22 protein-coding genes are annotated in these 23,314 nt (G+C 72.7%); 6 read left to right on the forward strand and 16 right to left on the reverse strand.

Going from position 1 to position 23,314, the window contains the following annotated elements; all coding sequences use genetic code 11:
* The first annotated feature begins 65 nt into the window (after window positions 1–65).
* Window positions 66–1,175 carry a sugar-binding protein gene (locus tag J3473_RS10255; protein ID WP_207023132.1) on the forward strand — a complete coding sequence of 370 codons (1,110 nt, stop codon included), beginning with the start codon at window positions 66–68 and terminating at the stop codon, window positions 1,173–1,175.
* A 98-nt stretch (window positions 1,176–1,273) separates the two neighbouring features.
* On the opposite strand, the gene J3473_RS10260 is transcribed toward J3473_RS10255, so the two are convergent.
* From J3473_RS10260 to ispG, 5 genes are read right to left on the reverse strand one after another with little or no spacing between them, the layout of a single operon-like run.
* Entirely contained in the window at window positions 1,274–2,137 is an 864-nt protein-coding gene (locus J3473_RS10260) for an N-acetyltransferase (RefSeq protein ID WP_207023135.1), read from the reverse strand.
* Window positions 2,138–2,153: 16 nt separating this feature from the next.
* Complete coding sequence (locus tag J3473_RS10265) at window positions 2,154–2,999, reverse strand: DUF4081 domain-containing GNAT family N-acetyltransferase (RefSeq protein ID WP_207023137.1); 846 nt, start codon at window positions 2,997–2,999, stop codon at window positions 2,154–2,156.
* A gap of 9 nt (window positions 3,000–3,008) precedes the next feature.
* On the reverse strand, window positions 3,009–3,341 hold the full coding sequence (locus J3473_RS10270) for a hypothetical protein (RefSeq protein WP_207023138.1): 333 nt from the start codon (window positions 3,339–3,341) through the stop codon (window positions 3,009–3,011).
* Window positions 3,328–3,495, reverse strand: a complete 168-nt coding sequence (locus J3473_RS10275) for a hypothetical protein (RefSeq protein WP_207023140.1) — start codon at window positions 3,493–3,495, stop codon at window positions 3,328–3,330. Before J3473_RS10275 ends, J3473_RS10270 begins: the two co-directional genes overlap by 14 nt.
* A 4-nt stretch (window positions 3,496–3,499) precedes the next feature.
* Window positions 3,500–4,660, reverse strand: coding sequence for a flavodoxin-dependent (E)-4-hydroxy-3-methylbut-2-enyl-diphosphate synthase (gene ispG / locus J3473_RS10280; protein ID WP_207023142.1), 1,161 nt, complete (start codon window positions 4,658–4,660; stop codon window positions 3,500–3,502).
* Between the two features lie 34 nt (window positions 4,661–4,694).
* Between ispG and J3473_RS10285 the strand changes: the two genes are divergently transcribed.
* Window positions 4,695–5,648, forward strand: a complete 954-nt coding sequence (locus tag J3473_RS10285) for a hypothetical protein (protein ID WP_207023143.1) — start codon at window positions 4,695–4,697, stop codon at window positions 5,646–5,648.
* A 278-nt stretch (window positions 5,649–5,926) separates the two neighbouring features.
* Here the strand turns inward: J3473_RS10285 and J3473_RS10290 are convergent, their stop codons facing one another.
* The 10 genes from J3473_RS10290 to J3473_RS10335 all read right to left on the reverse strand — a co-directional run bounded on the left by J3473_RS10290 (window position 5,927) and on the right by J3473_RS10335 (window position 18,071).
* A complete protein-coding gene (locus tag J3473_RS10290; RefSeq protein WP_207023144.1) occupies window positions 5,927–7,288 on the reverse strand; it encodes an RIP metalloprotease in 1,362 nt (453 codons plus the stop codon).
* Window positions 7,285–8,502, reverse strand: a complete 1,218-nt coding sequence (dxr, locus tag J3473_RS10295) for a 1-deoxy-D-xylulose-5-phosphate reductoisomerase (protein ID WP_207023146.1) — start codon at window positions 8,500–8,502, stop codon at window positions 7,285–7,287. The genes J3473_RS10290 and dxr overlap by 4 nt, the downstream gene beginning before the upstream one ends.
* 23 nt (window positions 8,503–8,525) lie before the next feature.
* Window positions 8,526–9,572 (reverse strand): DnaB-like helicase C-terminal domain-containing protein, encoded by a 1,047-nt coding sequence (locus tag J3473_RS10300; protein ID WP_051750408.1) that lies wholly within the window; start codon window positions 9,570–9,572, stop codon window positions 8,526–8,528.
* Window positions 9,573–9,661: 89 nt separating this feature from the next.
* Window positions 9,662–11,122 (reverse strand): NAD-dependent succinate-semialdehyde dehydrogenase, encoded by a 1,461-nt coding sequence (locus J3473_RS10305; protein ID WP_207023149.1) that lies wholly within the window; start codon window positions 11,120–11,122, stop codon window positions 9,662–9,664.
* Between the two features lie 87 nt (window positions 11,123–11,209).
* Window positions 11,210–12,475 carry a saccharopine dehydrogenase family protein gene (locus J3473_RS10310; protein ID WP_207023151.1) on the reverse strand — a complete coding sequence of 422 codons (1,266 nt, stop codon included), beginning with the start codon at window positions 12,473–12,475 and terminating at the stop codon, window positions 11,210–11,212.
* A 43-nt stretch (window positions 12,476–12,518) separates the two neighbouring features.
* Entirely contained in the window at window positions 12,519–13,328 is an 810-nt protein-coding gene (locus tag J3473_RS10315) for an ABC transporter permease (protein ID WP_030528004.1), read from the reverse strand.
* Window positions 13,325–14,239 carry an ABC transporter permease gene (locus J3473_RS10320; RefSeq protein WP_207023153.1) on the reverse strand — a complete coding sequence of 305 codons (915 nt, stop codon included), beginning with the start codon at window positions 14,237–14,239 and terminating at the stop codon, window positions 13,325–13,327. Before J3473_RS10320 ends, J3473_RS10315 begins: the two co-directional genes overlap by 4 nt.
* Window positions 14,236–15,375 carry an ABC transporter ATP-binding protein gene (locus J3473_RS10325; RefSeq protein WP_030528002.1) on the reverse strand — a complete coding sequence of 380 codons (1,140 nt, stop codon included), beginning with the start codon at window positions 15,373–15,375 and terminating at the stop codon, window positions 14,236–14,238. The genes J3473_RS10320 and J3473_RS10325 overlap by 4 nt, the downstream gene beginning before the upstream one ends.
* Window positions 15,375–16,613: a PotD/PotF family extracellular solute-binding protein gene (locus tag J3473_RS10330; RefSeq protein ID WP_207023155.1), complete on the reverse strand. Its 1,239-nt coding sequence runs from the start codon at window positions 16,611–16,613 to the stop codon at window positions 15,375–15,377. The genes J3473_RS10325 and J3473_RS10330 overlap by 1 nt, the downstream gene beginning before the upstream one ends.
* Window positions 16,614–16,625: 12 nt before the next feature.
* Window positions 16,626–18,071 (reverse strand): gamma-aminobutyraldehyde dehydrogenase, encoded by a 1,446-nt coding sequence (locus tag J3473_RS10335; RefSeq protein ID WP_207023157.1) that lies wholly within the window; start codon window positions 18,069–18,071, stop codon window positions 16,626–16,628.
* Between the two features lie 210 nt (window positions 18,072–18,281).
* On the opposite strand from J3473_RS10335, the gene J3473_RS10340 reads away from it, so the two are divergent.
* Genes J3473_RS10340 through J3473_RS10355 form a run of 4 tightly spaced genes read left to right on the forward strand, consistent with a single transcriptional unit; the run spans window position 18,282 to window position 22,715 of the window.
* Entirely contained in the window at window positions 18,282–18,764 is a 483-nt protein-coding gene (locus J3473_RS10340) for an Lrp/AsnC family transcriptional regulator (RefSeq protein ID WP_242525809.1), read from the forward strand.
* Window positions 18,761–20,200 (forward strand): aspartate aminotransferase family protein, encoded by a 1,440-nt coding sequence (locus J3473_RS10345; RefSeq protein WP_207023159.1) that lies wholly within the window; start codon window positions 18,761–18,763, stop codon window positions 20,198–20,200. Before J3473_RS10340 ends, J3473_RS10345 begins: the two co-directional genes overlap by 4 nt.
* Before the next feature lie 2 nt (window positions 20,201–20,202).
* Entirely contained in the window at window positions 20,203–21,579 is a 1,377-nt protein-coding gene (locus J3473_RS10350; protein WP_207023161.1) for an FAD-binding oxidoreductase, read from the forward strand.
* Window positions 21,580–21,608: 29 nt separating this feature from the next.
* Window positions 21,609–22,715, forward strand: a complete 1,107-nt coding sequence (locus J3473_RS10355; RefSeq protein WP_242525810.1) for an LOG family protein — start codon at window positions 21,609–21,611, stop codon at window positions 22,713–22,715.
* Here the strand turns inward: J3473_RS10355 and J3473_RS10360 are convergent.
* Window positions 22,712–23,254, reverse strand: coding sequence for a DUF805 domain-containing protein (locus J3473_RS10360; RefSeq protein ID WP_207023163.1), 543 nt, complete (start codon window positions 23,252–23,254; stop codon window positions 22,712–22,714). The genes J3473_RS10355 and J3473_RS10360 overlap by 4 nt on opposite strands.
* Between the last annotated feature and the right edge of the window lie 60 nt (window positions 23,255–23,314).

Below are 23,314 nucleotides of genomic sequence, written 5' to 3' on the forward strand. Positions count from 1 at the left end.
GCGCCCGCCGACCCGTGAGCAGGACCCCGCGTCCGCAGGACGCGCGAGTAGAAGGAAGAGCACATATGCGTCACCTCACCAAGGCGCTCGCGGTCACCGCGGTCGCCGGCCTCGCCCTCACCGGCTGCGGTCGGTCCGACTCCGACAACACGGCGGCCACGGCCAGCGCAGGCAGCTCGGCCGCGGCCGGCGGCTTCGCGGCCGACTCGGTCATCGGGATCTCCCTGCCGCAGAAGACCTCCGAGAACTGGGTGCTCGCCGAGCAGCTGTTCAAGGACGGCCTCGCCTCCGCCGGCTTCCAGGGCGACGTGCAGTTCGCCAACGGCGGTGTCTCGGAGCAGCAGAACCAGATCCAGGCCATGGTCACCAAGGGCGCCAAGGTCATCGTCGTCGGCGCCATCGACGGCTCGCAGCTGGGCACCCAGCTCAAGGCCGCCAAGGAGTCCGGCGCGACGATCATCGCCTACGACCGCCTCCTGACGAACACCGCCGACGTCGACTACTACGTCGCGTTCGACAACTTCAAGGTCGGTGAGCTGCAGGGCCAGGCGCTCCTCGAGGGCATGGCCAAGAAGAAGCCGAACGGGCCGTACAACATCGAGCTCTTCGCCGGCTCCCCCGACGACAACAACGCCAAGGTCTTCTTCGACGGCGCGATGAGCGTCCTCCAGCCGAAGATCGACGACGGCACCCTCAAGGTCGTCTCCGGCCAGACCTCGTTCGAGCAGGCCGTCACCCAGGGCTGGAAGGCCGAGAACGCGCAGAAGCGCATGGACACCCTGCTCGCCGGCTCCTACGGCGGCAGCACGGAGCTCGACGGCGTCCTGTCCCCCAACGACACCCTGGCCCGCGCCATCCTCACCTCGGTGGACCAGGCCGGCAAGCCGGTCCCGGTCGTCACCGGCCAGGACTCCGAGGTCGAGTCGGTGAAGTCGATCATGGAGGGCGTCCAGTACTCCACGATCAACAAGGACACCCGCGAGCTCGTCAAGGAGACCATCGCGATGGTCACCGCGCTCCAGAAGGGCGAGAAGCCGACCGTCAACGACGACAAGTCGTACAACAACGGCGTCAAGGTCGTCCCGGCGAACCTCCTCGCCCCGGTCATCGTCACCAAGGACAACGCCGCCGAGGCCTACGCCAACGACCCGACGCTCGGCCCGCTGACCAAGTGACCCCAGCCGGCTGACCGCACGGTCATCCACGACGAGGGCCCGTCCGCACCCGCGGACGGGCCCTCCGTCGTCCCCGGCGGAGAGGACGAGGAAGGCGTTCAGGTCTCGCGCTCCCAGCGGCTGCGCAGGCCGGCGTCGACGAACCCGAGCCGCTCGTAGAGCCGGTGGGCCGGGTTGTCGACGTTGACGGCGAGCCAGGCCTCCTCGCAGCCCCCGCGGGCCAGGGCCCGCAGCGACCGCGCGACGAGGTGCGCGCCGAGACCCCGGCCGCGCCAGGCCGGGACGACGCCGACCTGGTCGAGCCAGCAGTCCGACAGCGTGACGAAGCCCGCGACCCGGGCGTCGGCGTCGAGGACGACGCGCGAGCGGTCGGGCCGGAAGCCGGGGTCCTCGGTCAGCTCGCCGACCCACTCCTCGAGCGGGGTGTCGGGGAAGCCCGGTCGGTCGGCGAACGACGCCCGGTAGGCGCGGTGGAAGAGCGGGGCGGTGTCCTCGCTCCAGGCCAGGGCCTTGGTGCCGCGGGGCCGGCGCACGAGCGGCACGGCGTCGAGGTCGTGGCGCATCACGTGCTCGGCGAAGGTGCGACGCAGCCCGAGCGCGCCGAGGAAGTCGTCGGTGCCCGCCGAGGTCGTCTCGACGACGACCCGGGTCAGCACTCCCCCGGACCGCTGGGTGCACCAGGCGGCCAGCTGCTCCCCGAGGCCGGTGTGCCGGGCCGAGGGCCGCACGAGCCCGGTGGCGCTCCATCCCCCGCCCCCGACCGGGCGCACGGCGGCGGCCGCGACGAGGTCGCCGGTCTCGTCCCGACCGCCGACCCCGGGGCCGTCGAGGAAGAGCCGGCGCAGCATCGCCTCGTCGGCGAGGAGCGGCAGCCCGCCGTCCGCGCGCAGGCAGGCCAGGGCGAGCTCGCGCAGGTCGGGCAGGTCCGCCGGCCCGAGGGGCGTCCACTCGGTGAGGGCCATCAGTGGGGCCCAGGGCTCACAGCAGGACCGTGGAGAACTCGCCGACCTCGTGAAAGCCGAGCCGGTCGTAGGTGGCCCGGGCGGCGGTGTTGAAGTCGTTGACGTAGAGCGAGACCAGCGGCGCCTGGCCGGCCATGACCTGATCGAGCACCGAGGCGAGCATCGGCACCGCGAGACCCTGCCCGCGCAGCCGCGGCGCGACCCAGACCCCCTGGAGCTGGGCGCAGCCGAGGGCGATGCTGCCGATGTCGGTCTTGAACACGACCTCGCCGTCCTCGACGACGACGTAGGTGTGCCCCCGGGCCACGAGCGAGGAGATGGAGGCGCGGTAGCCCCTGCTCGAGCCGCTGTAGGGGCGGTAGCCGATCTCTGCGGTGAACATGTGCTCGGCGGCGGGCAGGACGAGGTCGACCTCCGAGGGACGAGCGGGGCGGACCCGCTCGTCGAGGGCGACACCGAGGGCCGACGGCGGCTGGTGGGCGGCGAGCAGCGGCTGGTGCGCCCGCACCGCCCGCGGTGTCCCCCAGTGCGGCTCGAGGTGGCTCCACAGCCCCTCGACCTCCTCCCGCGGCCCGAAGACCGAGGCGGCCCGGCCGCGCCAGCGGCGCAGCCGCTCGGCGAACGCCGGCTGGTCGGCGGCGGTCGTGCCGACGGGGACGACGTTGGCGCTGGCCCAGCAGAGCGAGCGCAGCTCGCCCTCCTCGCGCAGGCCGAGCACCGAGCCGATGGAGCCCGTGCGCGCCCCCTCGAGGAGGCGCGCGGCGACGAACACACCGCGCGGCAGGTCGCGGGCGCACACCTCGAGAGCGGCGTCGCGGTCGGCGAGCGACAGCGGCCGGACCGGGGATCGTGTGCGCAGCACGTGCACAGCCTAGGGCCGCGCGGCCCCGAGCACAGGATGCTCCAGGTCGGTGTTGTCCAGGACCCACGTGGCGCGGGACCGCGGCGCCACCTCGGCGAGGTAGGTCCGCTGTCCCCCGACGTACCTCGTGTTGGCCGGCGAGCCGGGGTCGCACGCCGCGTCGTCGAGCGGCCCGAAGCGGGCGTTGCCCCGAGGCAGCGAGACCTCGAACGGCACCTCGACCCACAGGCTCGCGTCCCACAGGCCGGCGAGCTCGGGGCGGTGGAGGAAGATCCCGTCGACGCCGGCCCGGTGGACCTCGCGCCGCCCGTCGAGCAGCGCGGCCAGCTCACGCGCGAGCACCCGTCTTGCCGGCCCCGTCGACGCCGTCGAGGGCGACGACGGCCCGCTCCCCCGGCCGCAGCACGAGCAGGCGACCCGCGAGCTCGCCGAGCACCTGGGCCCGCTGCCCGGTCGGGACGGGAGGGACGAACGCGTCGAGCGCGGGTGGGGTCACCCGGTCAGGAGACGGTGACGCTCGGGGCGCCCGCGGACTCCTCGTCGACCGGCTCGCCCATCTCCTCGGCGATGCGCATGGCCTCCTCGATGAGCGTCTCGACGATCTGGCTCTCGGGGACGGTCTTGATGACCTCGCCCTTGACGAAGATCTGGCCCTTGCCGTTGCCGGAGGCGACACCGAGGTCGGCCTCGCGGGCCTCGCCGGGGCCGTTGACGACGCAGCCCATGACGGCGACGCGCAGCGGCACGGTCATCCCCTCGAGACCGGCGGTCACCTCGTCGGCGAGCTTGTAGACGTCGACCTGGGCGCGCCCGCACGACGGGCAGGAGACGATCTCGAGCTTGCGCGGACGCAAATTGAGCGACTGGAGGATCTGAATGCCGACCTTGACCTCCTCGACCGGCGGGGCCGAGAGGGAGACGCGGATGGTGTCGCCGATGCCCTGCGACAGCAGCGCCCCGAACGCGGTCGCGGACTTGATCGTGCCCTGGAACGCGGGGCCGGCCTCGGTGACGCCGAGGTGCAGCGGCCAGTCGCCGCGCTCGGCGAGCAGCTGGTAGGCCTTGACCATGACGACGGGGTCGTTGTGCTTGACCGAGATCTTGAAGTCGTGGAAGTCGTGCTCCTCGAAGAGGCTCGCCTCCCAGACGGCCGACTCGACGAGCGCCTCGGCGGTCGGCTTGCCGTACTTCTCGAGCAGCCGCTTGTCGAGCGAGCCCGCGTTGACCCCGATGCGGATGGAGACACCGGCCTCCTTGGCGCGGCGGGCGATCTCGCCGACCTGGTCGTCGAACTGCCGGATGTTGCCGGGGTTGACGCGCACCGCGGCGCAGCCGGCGTCGATGGCCGCGTAGACGTACTTCGGCTGGAAGTGGATGTCGGCGATGACCGGGATCTGCGACTTCTGCGCGATCGCCGGCAGGGCCTCGGCGTCGTCCTGGCTCGGGCACGCGACACGGACGATGTCGCAGCCGGCGGCGGTCAGCTCGGCGATCTGCTGGAGCGTGGCGTTGATGTCGGTCGTCGGCGTCGTCGTCATCGACTGCACCGACACCGGCGCGTCCCCGCCGACCTCGACCTTGCCGACCCGGATCTTGCGGGACGGGCGGCGGGGGGCGATGACGGGCGGCGGCGCGGCAGGCATACCGAGGGAGACGGACATGGAACCAAGCCTACGGTCCGAACCTCGGAGGACCATGAGTGACCTCCCCGCGACCTCGTCCACCCGCGCAACCCTCGACGCGGCCGTCGCCGACGCACAGGAGGCCGGGCACCTGCGCCGGCTGGTCGGCGGTCTCGACACCGAGCTCGAGGCCGCTCGTCGCGAGCGGGACCTCGTCGAGCGACGCCACCGGCTCGAGGCCGACGACGTGCGCCGGCTCGAGGGCGTCGGGTGGTCCTCGCTCGTCGCCGCCGTGCGCGGCACCCGCACCGGCGAGCTCGACCGCGAGCGGGCGGAGGAGACCGCTGCTCGCTACGCGCTGCAGGCGGCCTCGGCGCGGGTCGCCGACCTCGAGGCCCGCCGCGAGGCGACCGTCGAGCAGCTGGAGCGCCTCGGCGACACCGCGGGCCGGGTCGAGCGGGCCCGGCGCGCCCACGCCCAGGCGGTCCGGGCGACCGGCTCCTCCCCCGAGCTCGAGACCGTCCTCGACGACCTCGCCCGGGTCGAGTCCCTCGGCACCGAGCTCGACGAGGCCACCGCCGCCGGCCTCCGCGCCGCCCACGAGCTGGCCGCCGCGCGCGGGCGCCTCGGCTCGGCCGAGAGCTGGTCGACCTACGACACCTGGCTCGGGGGTGGGCTCGTCTCGTCGATGGTCAAGCACGACCGCCTCGACGACGCCGGCCGCCACGTGGCATCGGCGCAGTCGGCCCTCGCCGACTTCGCCCGCGAGCTCGGCGACGTCGGCGCGGTCGACACCCTGCGCGCCGACCTCGGCGTCGGGCCGACGATGCGGACCGTCGACATCTGGTTCGACAACCTCTTCACCGACCTGTCGGTCCGCGCGCGCATCAAGGACTCCGCCGCCGACGTCGACGCGGCGGCGCTGGCCGTGCGCGACGTCCTCGCGGACCTCGAGCGACGCGCCGGCCTGCTCGCGCAGGAGCGGGCGGCGCTGCTGCGCCGGCGCGACGAGCTCGTCGGCGGCTGACCGACGAGGCGAGGTCGAGGCGGCAGGACGGGATCGGGGTGACCCCGCGGTGCCGGGGACACCTCGCCGTGCCGGGGTGCCGTGGCAGTGCGACGAGGCGAGATCGGGTCGGCCAGGCGAAGTCAGGGCGGCAGGGCGGAGCTGGGTCGGCCGGACGGGGTCGGGGTGACCGCGCGGTGCCGGAGACACCTCGCCGTGCCGAGGCGCCAGGGCAGTGCGGCAAGGCGAGGTCGAGGCGGCAGGACGGGGTCGGGGTGACCTCGCGGCCGCGACCGGCGTCAGCCGAGGCGGACGGGGTTGACGAGGTCGGCGTAGATGAGCAGCGCCGACATCCCGATGAGCACGATCGCCACGGAGTAGGCGACCGGCAGGGCCTTGGCGACGTCGACGTAGCCGGGGTCCGGACGCCCGCGCAGCCGGGCCCACCGGCGCTTCGTGCCCTCCCAGAGCGCGCCGGCGACGTGCCCGCCGTCGAGCGGCAGCAGCGGCACGAGGTTGAAGACGAAGAGCATGAGGTTGAGGCCCGCGAGCAGGCTGACGAGGAACCACAGCCGGTCGGTGACCGACCCGCCGGTCAGCGAGGAGAGCCGACCGGCCGAGGCCTCCCCCGCGACCCGGCCGACGCCGACGACCGACATCGGGCCGTCGACCTCGCGCTCGGCACCGGAGAACGCCGCGTTCCAGACACCGACCATCCGCGAGGGGATGTCGACGAGGGCGGCCGCGGTGCGCACCACCGAGTCCGTGAGGATGCCCGGCACCGCCGTCGCCGGCTGCGGGACCCAGGCCGTCGGGGAGCTGCTCGTGACACCGAGGAAGCCGGCCTCCGTCGTCTGCACCGTGCCGTCCGCGTTCGTGACCGGGCGGCCCTGGTCGTCGAGGACGGCGACCTGGGTGCGGATCGGGGTGACGCTCAGCGACAGCTGCCGGCCGTCGCGCTCGACGACGACGTCGACGGCGCGCCCGGCGGCGGGCCGGACGAGCCGGCCCACGTCGGTCAGCTCACGGACGGGCTGCCCGCCGATCGACACGAAGCGGTCCCCGGGGAGGATGCCCGCCGCGAGGGCGGGGGTCTGCGGCTTGCCGGCGCACGACGTGGCCTGCGACGCCTGCGCGGCGGGCACGACGCACTGCGCGACGGAGGCCACCTGGGCCCCGGGCTGCGCCGTCGGCAGGCCGTGGGCCGTGACGAACAGGGTGAGCAGGACGACGCCGATGAGGAGGTTCATCAGCGGGCCGCCCATCATGACGACGACCTTCTTGGGGACCGAGAGCCGGTAGAACACGCGGTCCTCGTCCCCCGGCTTGACCTCCTCGAGGCTCGCCGCGCGGGCCTCGTCGACGAGCTGGCTGAACCGGCCGGTGCTCGAGGCGCGCAGCATGCCGGGGGCGTCGCCGGGGCGCGGCGGGAACATCCCGATCATCCGGATGTAGCCACCGAGCGGGACGGCCTTGAGGCCGTACTCGGTCTCGCCGCGGCGTCGCGACCAGACGGTCGGGCCGAAGCCGACCATGTACTGCGTGACCTTGACGCCGAACTTCTTGGCGGGGACGAGGTGGCCGACCTCGTGCAGCGCGATGGACGCGGCGACGCCGAACGCCATGGCGAGCACGCCGACCACGTAGGCCAGGATCGTCACCGGTCTCCTCCGGGGGTCTCGACGGGTGCCGCCCCCACGATCTCGCGGGCCCGCTCGCGGGCCCACCGGTCGGCGGCGAGCACCGAGTCAACGCTCGAGGCGTCGACATCGATCCCATTGTGCCCCGCGGACGCCTCGTGCGCCTCGACCACCCGCGCCACGGTGTCGACGATGTCGGTGAACCCGATGGCGCCGTCGTGGAAGGCGTCGACCGCGACCTCGTTCGCCGCGTTGTAGACCGCCGGGTGCGTGCCGCCGGCCTGCCCCACCCGCCGGGCCAGCCGGACCGCCGGGAAGGCGTCGTCGTCGAGGGGGTGGAACTTCCACGTCTGCGCGGCGGTCCAGTCGCACGGCACGTCGACGTCGGTCAGCCGCTCGGGCCACGAGAGGCCGAGCCCGATCGGGACGAGCATCCGCGGCGGCCCGAGCTGGGCGATCGTCGAGCCGTCGTGGAACTCGACCATCGAGTGGATCTGCTGCTGGGGGTGGACGACGACGTCGATCCGGTCGAACGGGACGTCGAAGAGCAGGTGGGCCTCGATGACCTCGAGGCCCTTGTTGACGAGGGTGGCCGAGTTCGTCGTGATGACCCGGCCCATCGAGAAGTTCGGGTGTGCGAGGGCCTGGTCCGGCGTGACCCCGGCGAGCTCGGCGCGCGTGCGGCCACGGAACGGGCCGCCGCTGGCCGTGACCACGAGCCGTCGCACCTCGCTCGCCCGGCCGCCGCGCAGCGACTGCGCGATGGCGCTGTGCTCGGAGTCGACGGGGACGATCTGGTCGGGGCGGGCCGCCTTCTTGACGAGCGGGCCGCCGACGATGAGCGACTCCTTGTTCGCCAACGCCAGGGTCGAGCCCGCGGCGAGGGCCGCGAGGGTGGGCCGCAGGCCGATCGAGCCCGTGATGCCGTTGAGCACGACGTCGGCGCCGCAGCCGGCGGCGAGCGTCGCGGCGTCGTCGCCGACGACGACCTCGGGCCGGTAGGACGGGTCGCCCGCGGCGGCGGCCACCGCGGCGCGCACCTCGTCGGCGTCACCGACGGCGGCGGCCACGAGGGGCGCCCGGGTCGCGGCGGCCTGCTCGGCGAGCAGCCGCAGGTTGCGCCCGGCCGAGAGGGCGACGACGGTGAAGCGGTCCGGGTGGGCGGCGACGACCTCGAGGGCCTGGGTGCCGATCGACCCGGTGGAGCCGAGGACGGCGACGGTGCGTGAGCTCACGGCTCGCCATCCTGCCTCATCCCTCACGACGTGAAGACGCGCTCCTCGATGAGGCGCTCGCCGACGACACGGACCTGCGGCCGGTACCGCCCGTGCTCGAAGTCCTTCTCGACCTCGAGCTCGATCTGCCCGCCGCCGAAACGGTTCTTCTCCACCGAGATGACGACCCAGCGGCGGTAGGTCTTGATCGCCCCGAGGTCGTAGGTCAGGTGCTCGCGGGCGACGATGTTCTCCTTGGTCTGGAGGATGAGCACGATGTCGGCCTCGTACGCGAGCGCGCTGCTGCCGCGCAGGTCGCGGGTACGCATCCGGTGCCCGGCCCCGAGGCCCTCGCGGTCGGCGGCGGTGATCGCGACGACGGGGCACTCGAGCTCCATCGCGATCTCCTTGAGCGTCTCGACGACGAAGGTGACGCGGGTGGTCTCGTCGGCGGTGCCCTCGATGCCGTCGACGGGGATCTTCTGGAGGTAGTCGACGAGCACGAGCGGGGGCTCGCCGGTCTCGTCGGCGACCGCGGCGACGGTGGCGGCGATCTGGCCGATCGTCGTCATCCGGTTGCCCTCGACGATGTGCAACCGGTCCGACCAGCGCTCGACCGCCATGAGCGCCTCCTGCCCGAAGGACAGTCCGCGCATCGCCGAGCCGAGGCCGCGGCGGTCGGGGTCCTCGGCCTCGAGGACGGCCCGGAAGGCGCGCACGTCGGCCGGCGGGAAGATCGGGTCGTCCACGAGGTCGGCCGCCGCCGCGGCCTCCAGGCCGAGGAGGCGCTGGATGAGCGAGGCGGCGGTCAGCTCGAAGGAGAAGACGACGGCGTGCCGGCCGGTGACGACGGCGTTGCGCATCATCTGCATCGCGAAGGTCGTCTTGCCGGCGCCCTCGGTGCCGGCGACGAGCACGAGCTCACCGGAGCGCAGGCCACCGGTGAAGGTCGTGTCGAGCAGGTCGAAACCGGTCGGCCACACGGTGGCCCCGGGTCGGGCGCCGAGGCGCAGTGCCTCGTCGGTGTCGTCGAGGAAGGAGCGCACGGACCGCTGGCGGTCCGGACGGTCGGAGTGACGGGCCCGGCTCATGGGGCCAGTGGAGCACCCGGGACCCGTGGGGCGCAGCCGGACGCGGACGATCCTGTCCCTTCGGACGAGGCCGCCCGCGCCCGGAGGCCTCAGGTCGCGAGACCCACGTACTTGACCTCGAGGTACTCGTCGATGCCCTCGAAGCCGCCCTCGCGGCCGAACCCGGACTGCTTGACCCCGCCGAAGGGCGCCGCCGGGTTGGAGACGATGCCGGTGTTGACGCCGACCATCCCGAACTCGAGCGCCTCGGCGACCCGCAGGACGCGGGCGTTGTCGCGGGTGAAGACGTAGCCGACGAGCCCGTACTCGGTCGCGTTGGCGCGCTGCACGGCCTCGGCCTCGGTCGCGAAGGTGCAGATCGGCGCGACCGGCCCGAAGATCTCCTCGGTGAGGCAGCGCGCGTCGGCCGGGACGTCGGTGAGGACGGTCGGCGCGTAGAAGTACCCGCGGCCCTCGACCGGCGACCCGCCCGTGAGGACGGTCGCGCCCTTGTCGACCGCGTCCTCGACGAGCTCGTGCACGCCGCGGCGCGCCTTCTCGGTGATGAGCGGTCCGACGTCGACGCCCTTCTTCGTGCCCTTGCCGACGGTGAGGCCGGCCATCCGCTCGGCGAGCCGGCGGGAGAACTCGTCGGCGACGTCCTCGTGGACGAAGAAGCGGTTCGCCGCCGTGCAGGCCTCCCCGATGTTGCGCATCTTCGCGAGCATCGCTCCCTCGACGGCGGCGTCGAGGTCCGCGTCCTCGAAGACGACGAACGGCGCGTTGCCGCCGAGCTCCATCGAGACGCGCAGCAGCTGCTCGGCCGACTGCTCGACGAGCTTCTTGCCGACGGCGGTCGACCCGGTGAAGGTCAGCTTGCGCAGGCGCGGGTCGCGGATGACGGGCTCGCAGACCTCGCCGGAGCGGGTCGTCGTCACGACGTTGAGGACGCCGTCGGGCAGCCCGGCCTCGCGCATGACCTCGGCGAGCAGGAGCATCGTCAGCGGGGTCTCGGCCGCCGGCTTGACGACCATCGTGCAGCCGGCGGCGACCGCCGGCCCGATCTTGCGGGTGCCCATCGCGAGCGGGAAGTTCCAGGGCGTGATCATCAGCGTCGGCCCGACCGGCTGCGCCATCGTCAGCAGGCGGGTCGCGCCGTTGGGGGCCACCGAGTACCGCCCGTGGATGCGCACTGCCTCCTCGGAGAACCAGCGGAAGAACTCCGAGCCGTACGCGACCTCGCCCCTGGCCTCGGCGAGGGTCTTGCCCATCTCGAGGGTCATGAGCATCGCGAACTCGTCGGCCCGGGCGGTGACGAGGTCGAACGCGCGCCGCAGGATCTCGCCCCGCTCGCGGGGAGCCGTCGCGGCCCACGCGGGCTGGGCCTCGGCGGCCGCGGCGAGCGCCGCCATGCCGTCCTCGGGGCTCGCGTCGGAGCACGTCGTGAGGGTCGCGCCGCTCGAGGGGTCGTGGACCTCGAAGCGGGCGCCCCCGGTGGCCTCGCGCCACCGGCCGCCGATGAGCAGGCGGGTCGGGACCGACTCGACGAGGGCCTTCTGCGTGGTCGCCATGATCTCCTCCGGTGGTGCGGGACGGCGCGGGCGTGCGCCGGACGGGTCGAGCCTAGGACGGGCGGGGCGGCCGGGGGCCGGCCGGGGTCAGCGGTCCTCGAGGCCCCACGGCGAGCCGTAGCCGGCGGGCTTCGGGGCGGCGAGCAGGTCGAGGAACGGCACGGCGTCGAAGGCCTCCGGGCCGAGCACGCCGGCACCGGACCAGGCACCGCTCGAGAGCAGCTCGAGCGCGACGACGGGGTTGACCGCGGTCTGCCAGACGACGCACTGGGCGTCGTACTCGCGCATCGTGTCGGCGTTGTCGGACACGTGGTAGAGGTAGGTGCGCCGCGGCTGCCCGTCCTTGCCGGTCCCGGTGACCCACAGGCCGGCACACGTCTTGCCCTCCATCCGCGGGCCGATGGTCAGCGGGTCCGGGAGCACCGCGGCGACGACGTCGCGGGGGCTCACCTCGACGCCCTTGACGGTGACCGGCTCGGTGCGGTCCAGGCCGAGGGTGTGCAGCGTGCGCAGGATGGTGATCATCTCCTCGCCGAGCCCGTACTTGAAGGTGACCTTCTTCGCGTCGACCCAGCGGGGCATGAGGAGCACCTCCTCGTGCTCGACGTGGACGCACTCGACCGGGCCGATGCCCTCGGGGAACTCGAAGACCTCGGGCTCGCTGAACGGCGGCAGGGTGGACCAGCCGCCGTCGGGCTCACCGGCCCTCTCCTTCTCCCAGACGACCGGCGGGTTGAGGCACTCCTCGATGATCGTCCACATCGAGAAGCCGGGGGCGAAGACCTCGTTGCCGTCCTCGTCGCGGATGACGAGGTTGGCGCCGTCGCGGGTGCCGAGCTCGTCGATCTCCGAGAAGAGGTGGTCGGCGGCGTAGCGCGCGAAGACGTCGGACAGGCCCGGCTCGACGCCGATGCCGACGAGCGCGAGGCGGCCGTCGGCCTCCCACTCCCCCGCCTGCGCGAACTGCTCGTCGCCGAGCTTGACGCCGACCTTGGCGTAGGGCTCCTCCGGGTGTCGGCGCGAGAGGCTCATCGCCATGTCGAGGTAGTCGGCGCCGCCGGCGCGCGTCCCCTCGAAGATCGGGACGACGAAGCGCGGGTCCACGGCGTTGAGCACGTGCGTCGCGCCGACCTCGCGGACGAGCGCCTCGACGGCCGCGGCGTCCGAGGCGTCGACCTGCGCGGCGCGGAAGCGGCTCTCCCCCTCGCGGCGCCCGGAGGCCGCGGCCACCGTCCGCTCCGCCCGGGAGACGTCGTGGTCGGCCACGACCCACGCCTCGAAGAAGTCACGCTCTGCGGCGATGCGCGCGGCGGCGTCGCCGACGCCGCCCGCACCGATCATGAGGACGCGCACGGGAACCTTCCTGTCGGCCGGGGAGCGTCCCCGGCGGGGGGAGTCACTTGCTGCTGCGACGGGCGTTGCCGACGACCTGGCCGATGATGACCAGGGCGAGGGCGAGCACGAACATCGAGAAGCCGATGACGTTGGCCTGGGCGGGGATCCCGCGCAGGTAGGAGACGTAGACGAACTTGGGGAACGTCGTCTCGTTGCCGGAGACGAAGTTCGTGATGATGAAGTCGTCGAAGGACAGCGAGAACGACAGCAGCGCGGCCCCGACGATGCCGGGGAGGACGAGCGGGAAGGTGACCCGCCAGAACGTCGCGCCCGGCCCGGCGTAGAGGTCCTGCGCGGCCTCCTCCATGCGCGGGTCGAGGCTCTGGAGACGGGCCTTGACCGTGACGACGACGAAGCTGATGCAGAACATGATGTGCGCGATGGTGATCGTCCAGAAGCCGAGGCCGAGGCCGACCCGCGAGAAGCCCTGGACGAAGATCGTCAGCAGGCTCGCGCCGAGGACGATCTCGGGCGTGGCCATCGGGACGAAGACGAGGACGTTGCTCGCCGCCCGGCCGCGGAACTGGTGGCGCACGAGCGCGAAGGCGAGCAGCGTGCCGAGCACCGTCGCGACGACGGTCGCGATGACGCCGATCTGCAGCGAGGTGACGAGCGCGTCGCAGACCCCGGGCGCACCGCAGGGGTCCTTCCAGTGCTTGAGGGTCGGGCTCCCCTCGGGGTTCCAGACGATGTTCGACTTCCGGTAGTTGTTGAACGAGAAGACGAACGTGTAGGCGACGGGCAGGAACAGGTAGAGCAGGACGAGGACCGCGACGATGATCGCGAAGCGGTTGGTCAACCAGCGGATCACACCAGCTCCTCCGTCCCGAAGCGGCGGACGTAGACGAACACCATGGCGAGGATGAGCGCCATGAGCGTGAAGGACAGCGCGGCGGCGACGGGGAACCCGCCGAGCACCTTGAAGAACTGGCTCTCGATGACGTTGCCGACCATCTTCGTGTTGTCGGCGCCGAGCAGGTCGGCGTTGACGTAGTCACCGGCCGCCGGGATGAACGTCAGCAGCGTGCCGGCGAGGACGCCCGGCATCGACATCGGCAGGGTCACCGTCCGGAAGGTGGTGAACCCGTTGGCGTACAGGTCTCCCCCGGCCTCGATGACGCGGTGGTCGGCCCGCTCGAGGCTGGCGTAGATCGGCAGCACCATGAACGGCAGGAAGTTGTAGGTCAGGCCCGCGACGACCGCCGCCCACGTCTCGGTGATGTGCCCGCCGGGCAGCAGGTGCAGCGCGTTGAGCGTGCTCGCGACCGGCCCCTCGTCGGCGAGGATCTGGCGCCACGCGACGGTGCGCAGGATGAACGAGGTGAAGAACGGCGCGATGACCGCGATGAGCATGATGTTGCGCCAGCGCCCGGCCTTGAAGGCCATCGCGTAGGCCAGCGGGTAGGCCAGGCAGAAGGCGAAGAAGGTCGCGAGCCCCGCGAAGAGCAGCGAGCGCCCGAACTGCGGCGCGAAGTCGGTGAGGGCCGAGAGGTAGTTCGAGAAGTTGACGTCGCGGTAGTAGTAGCCCGGGTACCCGGGGAACTGCGACTGCAGGCTGACCGAGAACAGCTGCACGAGCGGGACGACGAAGAAGACGAGCAGCCAGAGCGCCCCGGGGACCAGCAGGAGGTAGGGCAGCCAGCTGCGGCCCTGGCGCTCCTGCGGCGGGGCGTCCCCGGCGGGGGTACCTCCCGCCGGGCCGGCGTGGGCGAGGGCGCTCACGCCGTCGCCTCCGCGGCGGCCTGCGCCTCGGCCTCGTCGGCCGGCACGGTGAAGGCGTGGGCGTGGTTCCAGGCGATCCACACGTCGTCGCCGGGCCGCAGGTCGATCGGGTCGACGTCGAGGTTCTGCTCGTAGCAGCTCCAGATCGTCCCGCTCGGGAGGCGGACGAGGTACTCGGTGGCGACCCCGGTGAACGAGACGTCGAGGACGGTGCCCTTGACGTCGTCGCCGGTGCCCTCCGGGGGACGGCGCAGCACGCGGACCTTCTCGGGGCGCACGCCGAACATCACGGTGCCGTCGGTCGCGTTGGCCCGGGCCAGCGGCACCTTGACCTTCGTGCCCTGCACCTCGGCGACGAGGCTGTCGCCGTCGCGGTCGACGACCCGGCCGGTGCCGAGGTTGGAGCGGCCGACGAAGTTCGCGACGAACGAGGTCCGCGGCAGGTCGTACAGGTCGGCGGGGTGGCCCATCTGCTCGATCCGGCCGTGGTTCATCACCGCGACGGTGTCGGCCATCGTCATGGCCTCCTCCTGGTCGTGGGTGACGTGGATGAAGGTGAGCCCGACCTCGGTCTGGATCCGCTTGAGCTCGACCTGGAGCTGGCGGCGCAGCTTGAGGTCGAGGGCGCCGAGCGGCTCGTCGAGGAGGAGCACCTCGGGCCGGTTGACCAGGGCCCGCGCGAGCGCGACGCGCTGCTGCTGGCCACCGGAGAGCTGGGCCGGCTTGCGGGCCGCGAGGTGGTCGACCTGGACGAGCGCGAGGGTCTCGTCGGCGAGCGCGAGCGCGTTCTTGTCGCCCCGGCGCTTGGGCCCGAACGCGACGTTGTCGCGGATGGTCAGGTGCGGGAAGAGCGCATAGCTCTGGAACACCGTGTTGACGGGGCGCTCGTAGGGCCGGCTGCCGGTGATCTCGGTGTCGCCGATGAGCACCTTGCCGGCCGTCGGCTGCTCGAGCCCGGCGACCATCCGCAGGGTGGTCGTCTTGCCGCAGCCCGAGGGGCCGAGGAGGGCGAAGAACGAGCCGCGGGGGACGACGAGGTCGAGGTCGTCGACGGCGGTGAAGTCCCCGAAGGACTTCGTGACGGACTCGAGGCGCAGGTCGCCCGTCGCCTCGCGGAAGCCGCTGTTGCGTGCCATCAGTTGCCCTGCACCTTCTGCCAGATGGCGCTGTAGGCCTGGTCGTCCTGGGGCGAGAGCGCCGGGAAGCCCTGGATGTTGTTGTCCTTGATGTACTCCGCCGACGGGAAGATGAACGGGCTCTCGGCCAGCTCGGGGTCGGACTTGGCGAGCTCCTCCTGCGCCCCCTGGACCGGGCAGACGTAGTTGACCCACGCGGCGACCTCGGCGGCGACGGCGGGCTCGTAGTAGTAGTTCATGAGCGTCATCGCGTTGCGGCGGTGCGTCGAGGTGATCGGCACCATCATGTTGTCGCTCCAGAGGGTGCCGCCGGACTCGGGGATGACGAACTGCCAGTTGTCGTTCTCGGTCTCGGCCCGGAGGATGAACAGGTCGCCGCTCCAGACGATGCCGGCGATCGCGTTGCCGGACTTGAGGTCCTCGAGGTAGCTGTTGCCCTTGATCCGGCGGATGTACCCCTCGGACATCTTCTGCTCGATGAGGTTGACCGCGTTCTCGAACTGGGTGCGCCCCCAGCCGCCGGTGATGTCGACGCCCTGGCTCTGCATGACGAGCGCGACGGTGTCGCGGAACTCCGACAGGACGACGATGCGGCCCTTGAGCTCGGGGGTCCACAGGTCGTCGAGGCTCTTGATCTCTTTGGAGACCTTCGTCTTGTCGTAGCCGATGCCGGCGAAGCCCGACTGCCAGGTGAGGGAGTAGTTGCGCCCGGGGTCGAAGCTGACGTCCTTGAGGCTGTCGAGGAGGTTGCTCGCGTTGGGCATCCGGATGATCTCGAGCGGCTGGGCCAGCTGCTCGCGGATGACGCGGTTGGCCATCCAGTCGGTGAAGACGAAGATGTCCTTGCCGATGTCCTGCTTGGCCCGCAGCTGCGGCGCGATCTTGTTGAAGTAGGAGTCGTTGTCCTCGATGTCCTCGGAGTACGTGGCCTTGATGCCCGTCTTCTTGATGAACGCCTCGAGGGTCGGGTACTGCTTGGTGTCCTCGTCGTAGTCGAGGTAGGCGGTCCAGTTGGCCCAGCGCACGACCTTGTCGGTGGCCGAGACGTCCTCCGGCAGCTGCACGGCCGCCGCTCCCCCGGACGGCGGGGTCGGGGGTGCGCACGCGGCCAGGCTCGCGGCGCCGCCCAGCGCGGCCGTGCCGAGGAGCGAGCGGCGCGAGAGCTGTGCGGAGCGGGCGGCCCGGACGAGGTCGCGGACGGCGGGGTCGGCGGGGGGCCGCCTGCGGAGAGGTGCCATGGGTGACCTGCCTCAGCTCTCGATGTTGGCCATGACGTGCTTGACCCGGGTGTAGTCCTCGAACCCGTACATCGACAGGTCCTTGCCGTACCCGGACTTCTTGTAGCCCCCGTGCGGCATCTCGGCGACGAGCGGGATGTGGGTGTTGATCCACACGCAGCCGAAGTCGAGGGCCTTGCTCATCCGCATCGCGCGGCCGAAGTCCTTGGTCCACAACGAGGACGCGAGGCCGTAGTCGACCCCGTTGGCCCAGGCCACGGCCTCGGCCTCGTCGGTGAAGCGCTGGACGGTGATGACCGGGCCGAAGATCTCGTTCTGGATCGCCTCGTCGTCCTGGCGCAGCCCGGACAGCACGGTCGGCTCGAGGTAGTAGCCGTCGCCGAGCGCCGAGACCCGGTTGCCCCCGGCCGCGACCTGCGCGTGCGAGGGCAGCCGCTCGACGAACCCCGAGACGTGCGCGAGCTGGCGGGCGTTGTTGACCGGGCCGAGGAGCGCGTCGGCATCGTCGGGCAGACCGACCGGCGCGGAGCTCTTCGCGTACTCGGCGAGCGCGGCGACGAAGTCGTCGTGGATGCGCGGCGCCGCGAGCACGCGGGTGGCCGCGGTGCAGTCCTGGCCCGCGTTGAAGTAGCCGGCGATGGCGATGCCCTCGACCGCGGCCTCGATGTCGGCGTCGTCGAAGACGACGACCGGTGCCTTGCCGCCGAGCTCGAGGTGGACGCGCTTGACCTGCGGCGCGGCGCTCGCCGCGACCTCGGCGCCGGCCCGGACCGAGCCGGTGATGGCGACGAGCGAGGGGGTCGGGTGCTCGACGACGAGGCGGCCGGTGTCGCGGTCGCCGGTCACGACGTTGAGCGTGCCGGACGGGAGGAACTCCGAGGCGATCTCGGCGAGCAGCAGCGTGGACTCGGGGGTGGTGTCGCTCGGCTTGAGGACGACGGTGTTGCCGGCGGCCAGGGCCGGGGCGATCTTCCAGACCGCCATGAGGAGCGGGTAGTTCCACGGCGTCACCTGGCCGACGACCCCGATCGGCTCACGACGGATCCATGAGGTGTGCCCGGCCATGTACTCGCCGGCCGCCTTGCCCTCGAGGACCCGGGCGGCCCCGGCGAAGAACCGCAGCTGGTCGACCATCGGCGGGATCTCCTCGCTCGCGGTGAGCGCCTTGATCTTGCCGGTGTTCTCGGACTCGAGGGCGATGATCTCCTCGGCGCGCGACTCGAGCGCGTCGGCGATCTTCAGCAGCGCCTGCTGCCGCTCGCTCGGCGTCGTGTTCCCCCACTCCCCGAACGCCTTCGACGCGGCGGCGTAGGCGCGGTCGACGTCCTCGGCGCCGCTGACGGGGGCCTTGGCGACGACCTGCCCGGTCGCCGGGTTGACCACGTCGGTCGTGGCTCCGGTGGAGGCGTCCGTATAGGACCCGTCGACGAAGTTGCGCAGGTCGCGAGGGCTGCTCATGTCTGGTGCTCCCGGGGGTCGGTGGCGGGGTGGACGCGGTGCGTCGGGGTGACCGGGCACGCGGCTGCGGGCACAGTAGTACGCCGCGCCGCGAAATCACTAGGGTCCGTCCACGATTCATGGGGAATGTTGCACGAATGTGGCACGGAAGTTGCGGAATCCGTTCCCCGGTACTTGCGTGACCCCCGCCCAGCAGCCACGATGGGGCGCGTGACCGCACGGCAGCCCCGCGACCGCTCGCACGACATCCGCCTCGACGACGTCGCCAAACGCATCATCGAGCTCCTCCAGGAGGACGGACGGCAGTCCTACGCCGCCATCGCGAAGGCGGTGGGCCTCTCGGAGGCCGCCGTCCGCCAGCGCGTCCAGCGCCTCCTCGACGCCGAGGTGATGCAGATCGTCGCCGTCACCGACCCCCTCCAGGTCGGCTTCCGGCGCCAGGCGATGATCGGCATCCGCGCCGGCGGGGACCTCGTCGACCTCGGCCAGGCCCTCTCGGACATGCCGGAGGTCGACTACGTCGTGACGACGGCCGGCTCCTTCGACGTGCTCGCCGAGGTGGTCTGCGAGGACGACGACCACCTCCTCGAGCTGCTCACCCAGCGCATCCGGCAGCTGCCGGGCGTCGCGAGCACCGAGACCTTCGTCTACCTCAAGCTCAACAAGCAGCACTACAACTGGGGCACCCGATGACCATCCACCCGAACGACGTGTGGGAGCCGAGCTCCGACCGGCACACCGCGACCGGCGCCCTGTACTCCGAGGCCGCCCGCGACCACCTCTGGATGCACTTCACGCGGCACTCGACCTTCGAGGACCCGGGCCACGGGGGCCTCGGCCAGTCCGTGCCGATCATCACCCGCGGCGAGGGCTGGCGGGTCTGGGACGACCGCGGCAACGAGTACATCGACGGCCTCGCCGGCCTCTTCGTCGTCAACGCCGGCCACGGTCGCACCGCGATCGCCGAGGCGATGGCCAAGCAGGCCGCGGAGCTGGCGTTCTTCCCGCTGTGGTCCTACGCGCACCCGCGGGCCATCGAGCTCGCGGAGCGGCTGGCCCACCACGCGCCGGGCGACCTCAACCGCGTCTTCTTCACGACCGGCGGCGGCGAGGCGGTCGAGACCGCGTGGAAGCTCGCCAAGCAGTACTTCAAGCTGACCGGCAAGCCGACCAAGCACAAGGTCATCTCGCGGTCGGTGGCCTACCACGGCACCCCGCAGGGCGCGCTGTCGATCACCGGCATCCCGGACGCGAAGATGCCGTTCGAGCCGCTCGTGCCCGGTGGCCACAAGGTGCCCAACACGAACATCTACCGGGCGCCGGAGCACCTGCGCGAGGACGAGAAGGCGTTCGGCCGCTGGGCCGCCGACCGGATCGCGGAGGCCATCGAGTTCGAGGGGCCCGACTCGGTCGCGGCCGTCTTCCTCGAGCCGGTGCAGAACTCCGGCGGGTGCTTCCCGCCCCCGGCCGGCTACTTCGAGCGGGTCCGCGAGATCTGCGACGAGTACGACGTCCTCCTCGTCTCCGACGAGACGATCTGCGCCTTCGGCCGGATCGGGTCGATGTTCGCCTGCCAGGACTTCGGCTACGTGCCGGACATCATCACGACCGCGAAGGGCATCACCTCCGGGTACGCCCCGCTCGGCCTGATGATCGCGAGCGAGCGCCTCTTCGAGCCGTTCCGGAAGGGCACGACGTACTTCCCGCACGGCTACACCTGGGGCGGTCACCCCGTCTCGTGCGCCGCGGCGATGGCCAACCTCGACATCTTCGACGCCGAGGGCCTCAACGACCGCGTCAAGGAGAACGCCCCCGTCTTCAAGCGCACCCTCGAGCAGCTGCTCGACCTGCCGCTCGTCGGTGACGTGCGCGGCGCCGGGTACTTCTACGGGATCGAGCTCGTCAAGGACAAGACGACCCGCGAGACCTTCGACGACGCCGAGAGCGAGCGGCTGCTGCGCGGCTTCCTCTCCAAGGCGCTCTTCGACGCGGGCCTGTACTGCCGGGCCGACGACCGCGGCGACCCCGTCGTCCAGCTCGCGCCCCCGCTGACGATGGGTCCGAGCGAGTTCGACGAGATCGAGCGCCGCCTGCGCTCGGTGCTCACCGAGGCCGAGAACCACCTCTGAGCGTGGACGGCTCGACGGGCACCGCGCCGCTCTGGTGGGACGGCCGGTCCCCTTCTCCTGCACCGGCGTCCGACGCCGAGCTGCCGCTGCGCGCCGACGTCGTCGTCGTGGGCGGTGGCTTCACCGGGCTGTGGACGGCCTACTACCTCCTGCGGGCCGACCCCTCGCTCGAGGTGCTCGTGCTCGAGTCCGAGCACGTGGGCTTCGGGGCGAGCGGACGCAACGGCGGCTGGGTCTCGGCCCTCTGGCCGGTCGGCGCCGACACGGTCGCCGCACGGCACGGCCGGGAGGCGACGCTCTCGCTGCTCGCCGCGCTGCGCGACACCGTCGACGAGGTCGGCCGGGTCGATGCGGACGAGCAGCTCGGCGGCGGCTTCGTCAAGGGCGGGACGGTCGCCCTCGCGCGCACCGCGGCGCAGGAGGCCCGGGCGCGGGCCGCTGCGGCCCACGGCGCGGCGTGGGGCGATGGGACGACGTGGCTCGGGCCGCAGGAGGCCCGCGAGCGCCTCGACTCCCCCGGCGTCCTCGGGGCCACCTTCAACCCGCACTGCGCCCGGGTGCAGCCGCGCGACCTCGTCGACGGTCTCGGCGCCGCGGTCCGGCGCCTCGGGGCGCGGGTCGTCGAGGGAGTGCGGGTGGCGCGCGCCGGGGACGGCGTGGTCGTCCTCGCCGACGGTCGTCGGCTCAGCGCGCGGGCGGTCGTGCTCGCGACGGAGGGATGGACCCCGCACCTGCCGGGCCACGAGCGCGCGCTCGTCCCGGTCTACTCGCTCATGGTCGCGACCGAGCCGCTGCCCGCCGCGACCTGGGAGCGCATCGGCCTCGCGCAGCGCGAGGTGTTCACCGACCACGGGCACCTCGTCATCTACGGGCAGCGCACCGTCGACGACCGCATCGCGTTCGGCGGCCGCGGCGCGCCGTACCACCTCGGCTCCGGCATCCGGCCCGAGTTCGACCACGAGGAGGCCGTGTTCGCCTCGCTGCGGCGGACGCTGACCGACCTCCTGCCCGCAGTGCGCGGGGTGCGCTTCACGCACGCGTGGGGCGGGCCGCTCGGCATCCCCCGCGACTGGAACCCCACGGTCCTCTGGGACCCGGTGACGCGCACCGGCCGCGCCGGTGGGTACGTCGGCGACGGGGTCGCGGCCACCAACCTCGCCGGGCGGACGCTCGCCGACCTCGTCCTCGGCCGCACGAGCGCCCTCACGGCGCTGCCCTGGGTCGGCCACCGCTCGCCGTCGTGGGAGCCGGAGCCGCTGCGCTGGCTCGGGGTCAACGCCGGCCTGCAGGCCGCCCGGCTCGCGGACGCCGAGGAGACGCGGACGGGCCGCGCGAGCCGCATCGCCCCGCTCCTGTCCCGCCTGACCGGCGGCCACTGATCCCCGTGTGCGGGCGGTAGGTTCGCCCGGTGCACGAGATCGAGACCCTCGACGCCCTCGACGCCGCCCTCGACGCGGGCACCCCGCTGCGCCGGATGCGGCTGCAGGACCTCGACCTCACCGAGCGCGCCGACCGGCTGCTCGCGCGCACCGACCTCGAGGGCCTCGTCGTCCTCGGCGGCCGGCTGCCGGACCGTCTCGGCGAGCACCTGCGCCGGCACGGCGCCCTCGTCTTCCCGACCGACCCGCACGCCCCGGTCGACCCCTATCGCGCGACCCTCTACTCCCCCGAGGAGCTCTACGCCGGCCTGGCCGCCTCGGGCTACGCCACGACCCCCGACGCGCTCGCGTACGCCTGGTCGCGCGACGCGACCCTCGGCCACGACGTCTTCGTCACCCTCCTGCGGGCCGTCCACGACGACTCGATGAGCGACGCGCTCACCGACCTGCTCGACGACCTCCCCGTCGTCGGTGTCATGGGCGGCCACGCCCTGCGCCGCGACGAGGAGGCCTACGCCCGCGCCGCCGCCCTCGGCCACGCCCTGGCCCGCTCCGGCCTCGTCGTCGCGACCGGCGGAGGACCCGGCGCGATGGAGGCCGCCAACCTCGGCGCGCTCGCCGAGCACCCCGACGACCTCGCCGCGGCGGTCGAGCGGCTCCGGGCCGTGCCCTCCTTCCGGCCCGACGTCGACGCGTGGGCGCGCCTGGCCCTCGAGGTGCGCGAGCCCCTCGTCGCGGGCCGGACGGCGCGCGCAGTGCACAGCGTCGGCATCCCCACGTGGTTCTACGGGCACGAGCCGCCGAACGTGTTCTGCGACGGGATCGCGAAGTACTTCAGCAACGCCATCCGCGAGGACGGGCTGCTCGCCCGCTCCCGCGCCGGCGTCGTCGTCCTCGAGGGGGCCGCCGGCACGGTGCAGGAGGTGTTCCAGGCCGCGACCCGCCTCTACTACGACGCCGAGCCGGCCGACGGCCGCCCGCTCCCCCGGCTCGTCCTCGTCGGGGCCCGGCACTGGAGCGAGACGGTTCCGGTCTGGCCCGCCCTCACGGCGCTGGCCGCCGGGCGCCCGATGGCGCAGCACGTGCACCTCGTCGACGACCTCGCCGACGCGGTCGCTCTGCTCACCTCGGCCTAGGGTTGCCCGACCTGCGCGCGTGACGGTTCGTCGCGCCCTGGCATCGCCAGGAGGCACAGCGGGACGACGAACCCCATCGGCGCGAAGGCCAGCAGGAGCCACCAGGGACTCTGCCCCGCATCGCGCAGCCGCCGCGTCCCGACCGCTGCGAGGGGGACGAGGCCGAGGACCAGGACCGCCGCGCCCAGCCGCTCGTCGAGCGCGGCCGGCGCCGCCACGAGCACCAGCACCCCCACCAGCGCGAACCAGAACTCCGTGCGGCTCGCTCGCCCCTCGAAGTCCGACCACCGCTCTGCGGCGCGGCGCAGCGCCTCGGCGAAGGTCACCTCCGGCGCCAGGTGCCCGGCCGGGCCGTCCTCATCCGCCGCACCGAGGTCCGCAGGGTCCACGCCCAGCGCCGCCGCGAGGGCCGTCGTCGACGCGAGTCCCGCGTGGCGTCCCCCCTCGACGCGCTGGATGGTCCGCACGCTCACGCCGCTGGCGTCGGCCAGCTGTTCCTGGCTCCACCCGCGGCGCCGCCGCACCTCACGAAGGCTCACGCCCCCAGTCTCACCCGTGAGTGCCCGCCGGCACCACGACACCGGCCCGCCACCCGGGGT

Origin of the sequence: Phycicoccus sp. DTK01 (assembly GCF_017312765.1) — a bacterium.
Taxonomy (GTDB): domain Bacteria; phylum Actinomycetota; class Actinomycetes; order Actinomycetales; family Dermatophilaceae; genus Phycicoccus; species Phycicoccus jejuensis.

Bases quoted from the DNA above. Each gene is read 5' to 3' on its own strand.
- J3473_RS10305 (WP_207023149.1), bottom strand. From the start codon at position 11,122: ATGGCGACCACGCAGAAGGCCCTCGTCGAGTCGGTCCCGACCCGCCTG.
- J3473_RS10255 (WP_207023132.1), top strand. From the start codon at position 66: ATGCGTCACCTCACCAAGGCGCTCGCGGTCACCGCGGTCGCCGGCCTC.
- J3473_RS10330 (WP_207023155.1), bottom strand. From the start codon at position 16,613: ATGGCACCTCTCCGCAGGCGGCCCCCCGCCGACCCCGCCGTCCGCGAC.
- J3473_RS10300 (WP_051750408.1), bottom strand. From the start codon at position 9,572: ATGAGCCGGGCCCGTCACTCCGACCGTCCGGACCGCCAGCGGTCCGTG.
- J3473_RS10345 (WP_207023159.1), top strand. From the start codon at position 18,761: ATGACCATCCACCCGAACGACGTGTGGGAGCCGAGCTCCGACCGGCAC.
- J3473_RS10285 (WP_207023143.1), top strand. From the start codon at position 4,695: ATGAGTGACCTCCCCGCGACCTCGTCCACCCGCGCAACCCTCGACGCG.
- J3473_RS10325 (WP_030528002.1), bottom strand. From the start codon at position 15,375: ATGGCACGCAACAGCGGCTTCCGCGAGGCGACGGGCGACCTGCGCCTC.
- J3473_RS10335 (WP_207023157.1), bottom strand. From the start codon at position 18,071: ATGAGCAGCCCTCGCGACCTGCGCAACTTCGTCGACGGGTCCTATACG.
- J3473_RS10260 (WP_207023135.1), bottom strand. From the start codon at position 2,137: ATGGCCCTCACCGAGTGGACGCCCCTCGGGCCGGCGGACCTGCCCGAC.
- ispG (WP_207023142.1), bottom strand. From the start codon at position 4,660: ATGTCCGTCTCCCTCGGTATGCCTGCCGCGCCGCCGCCCGTCATCGCC.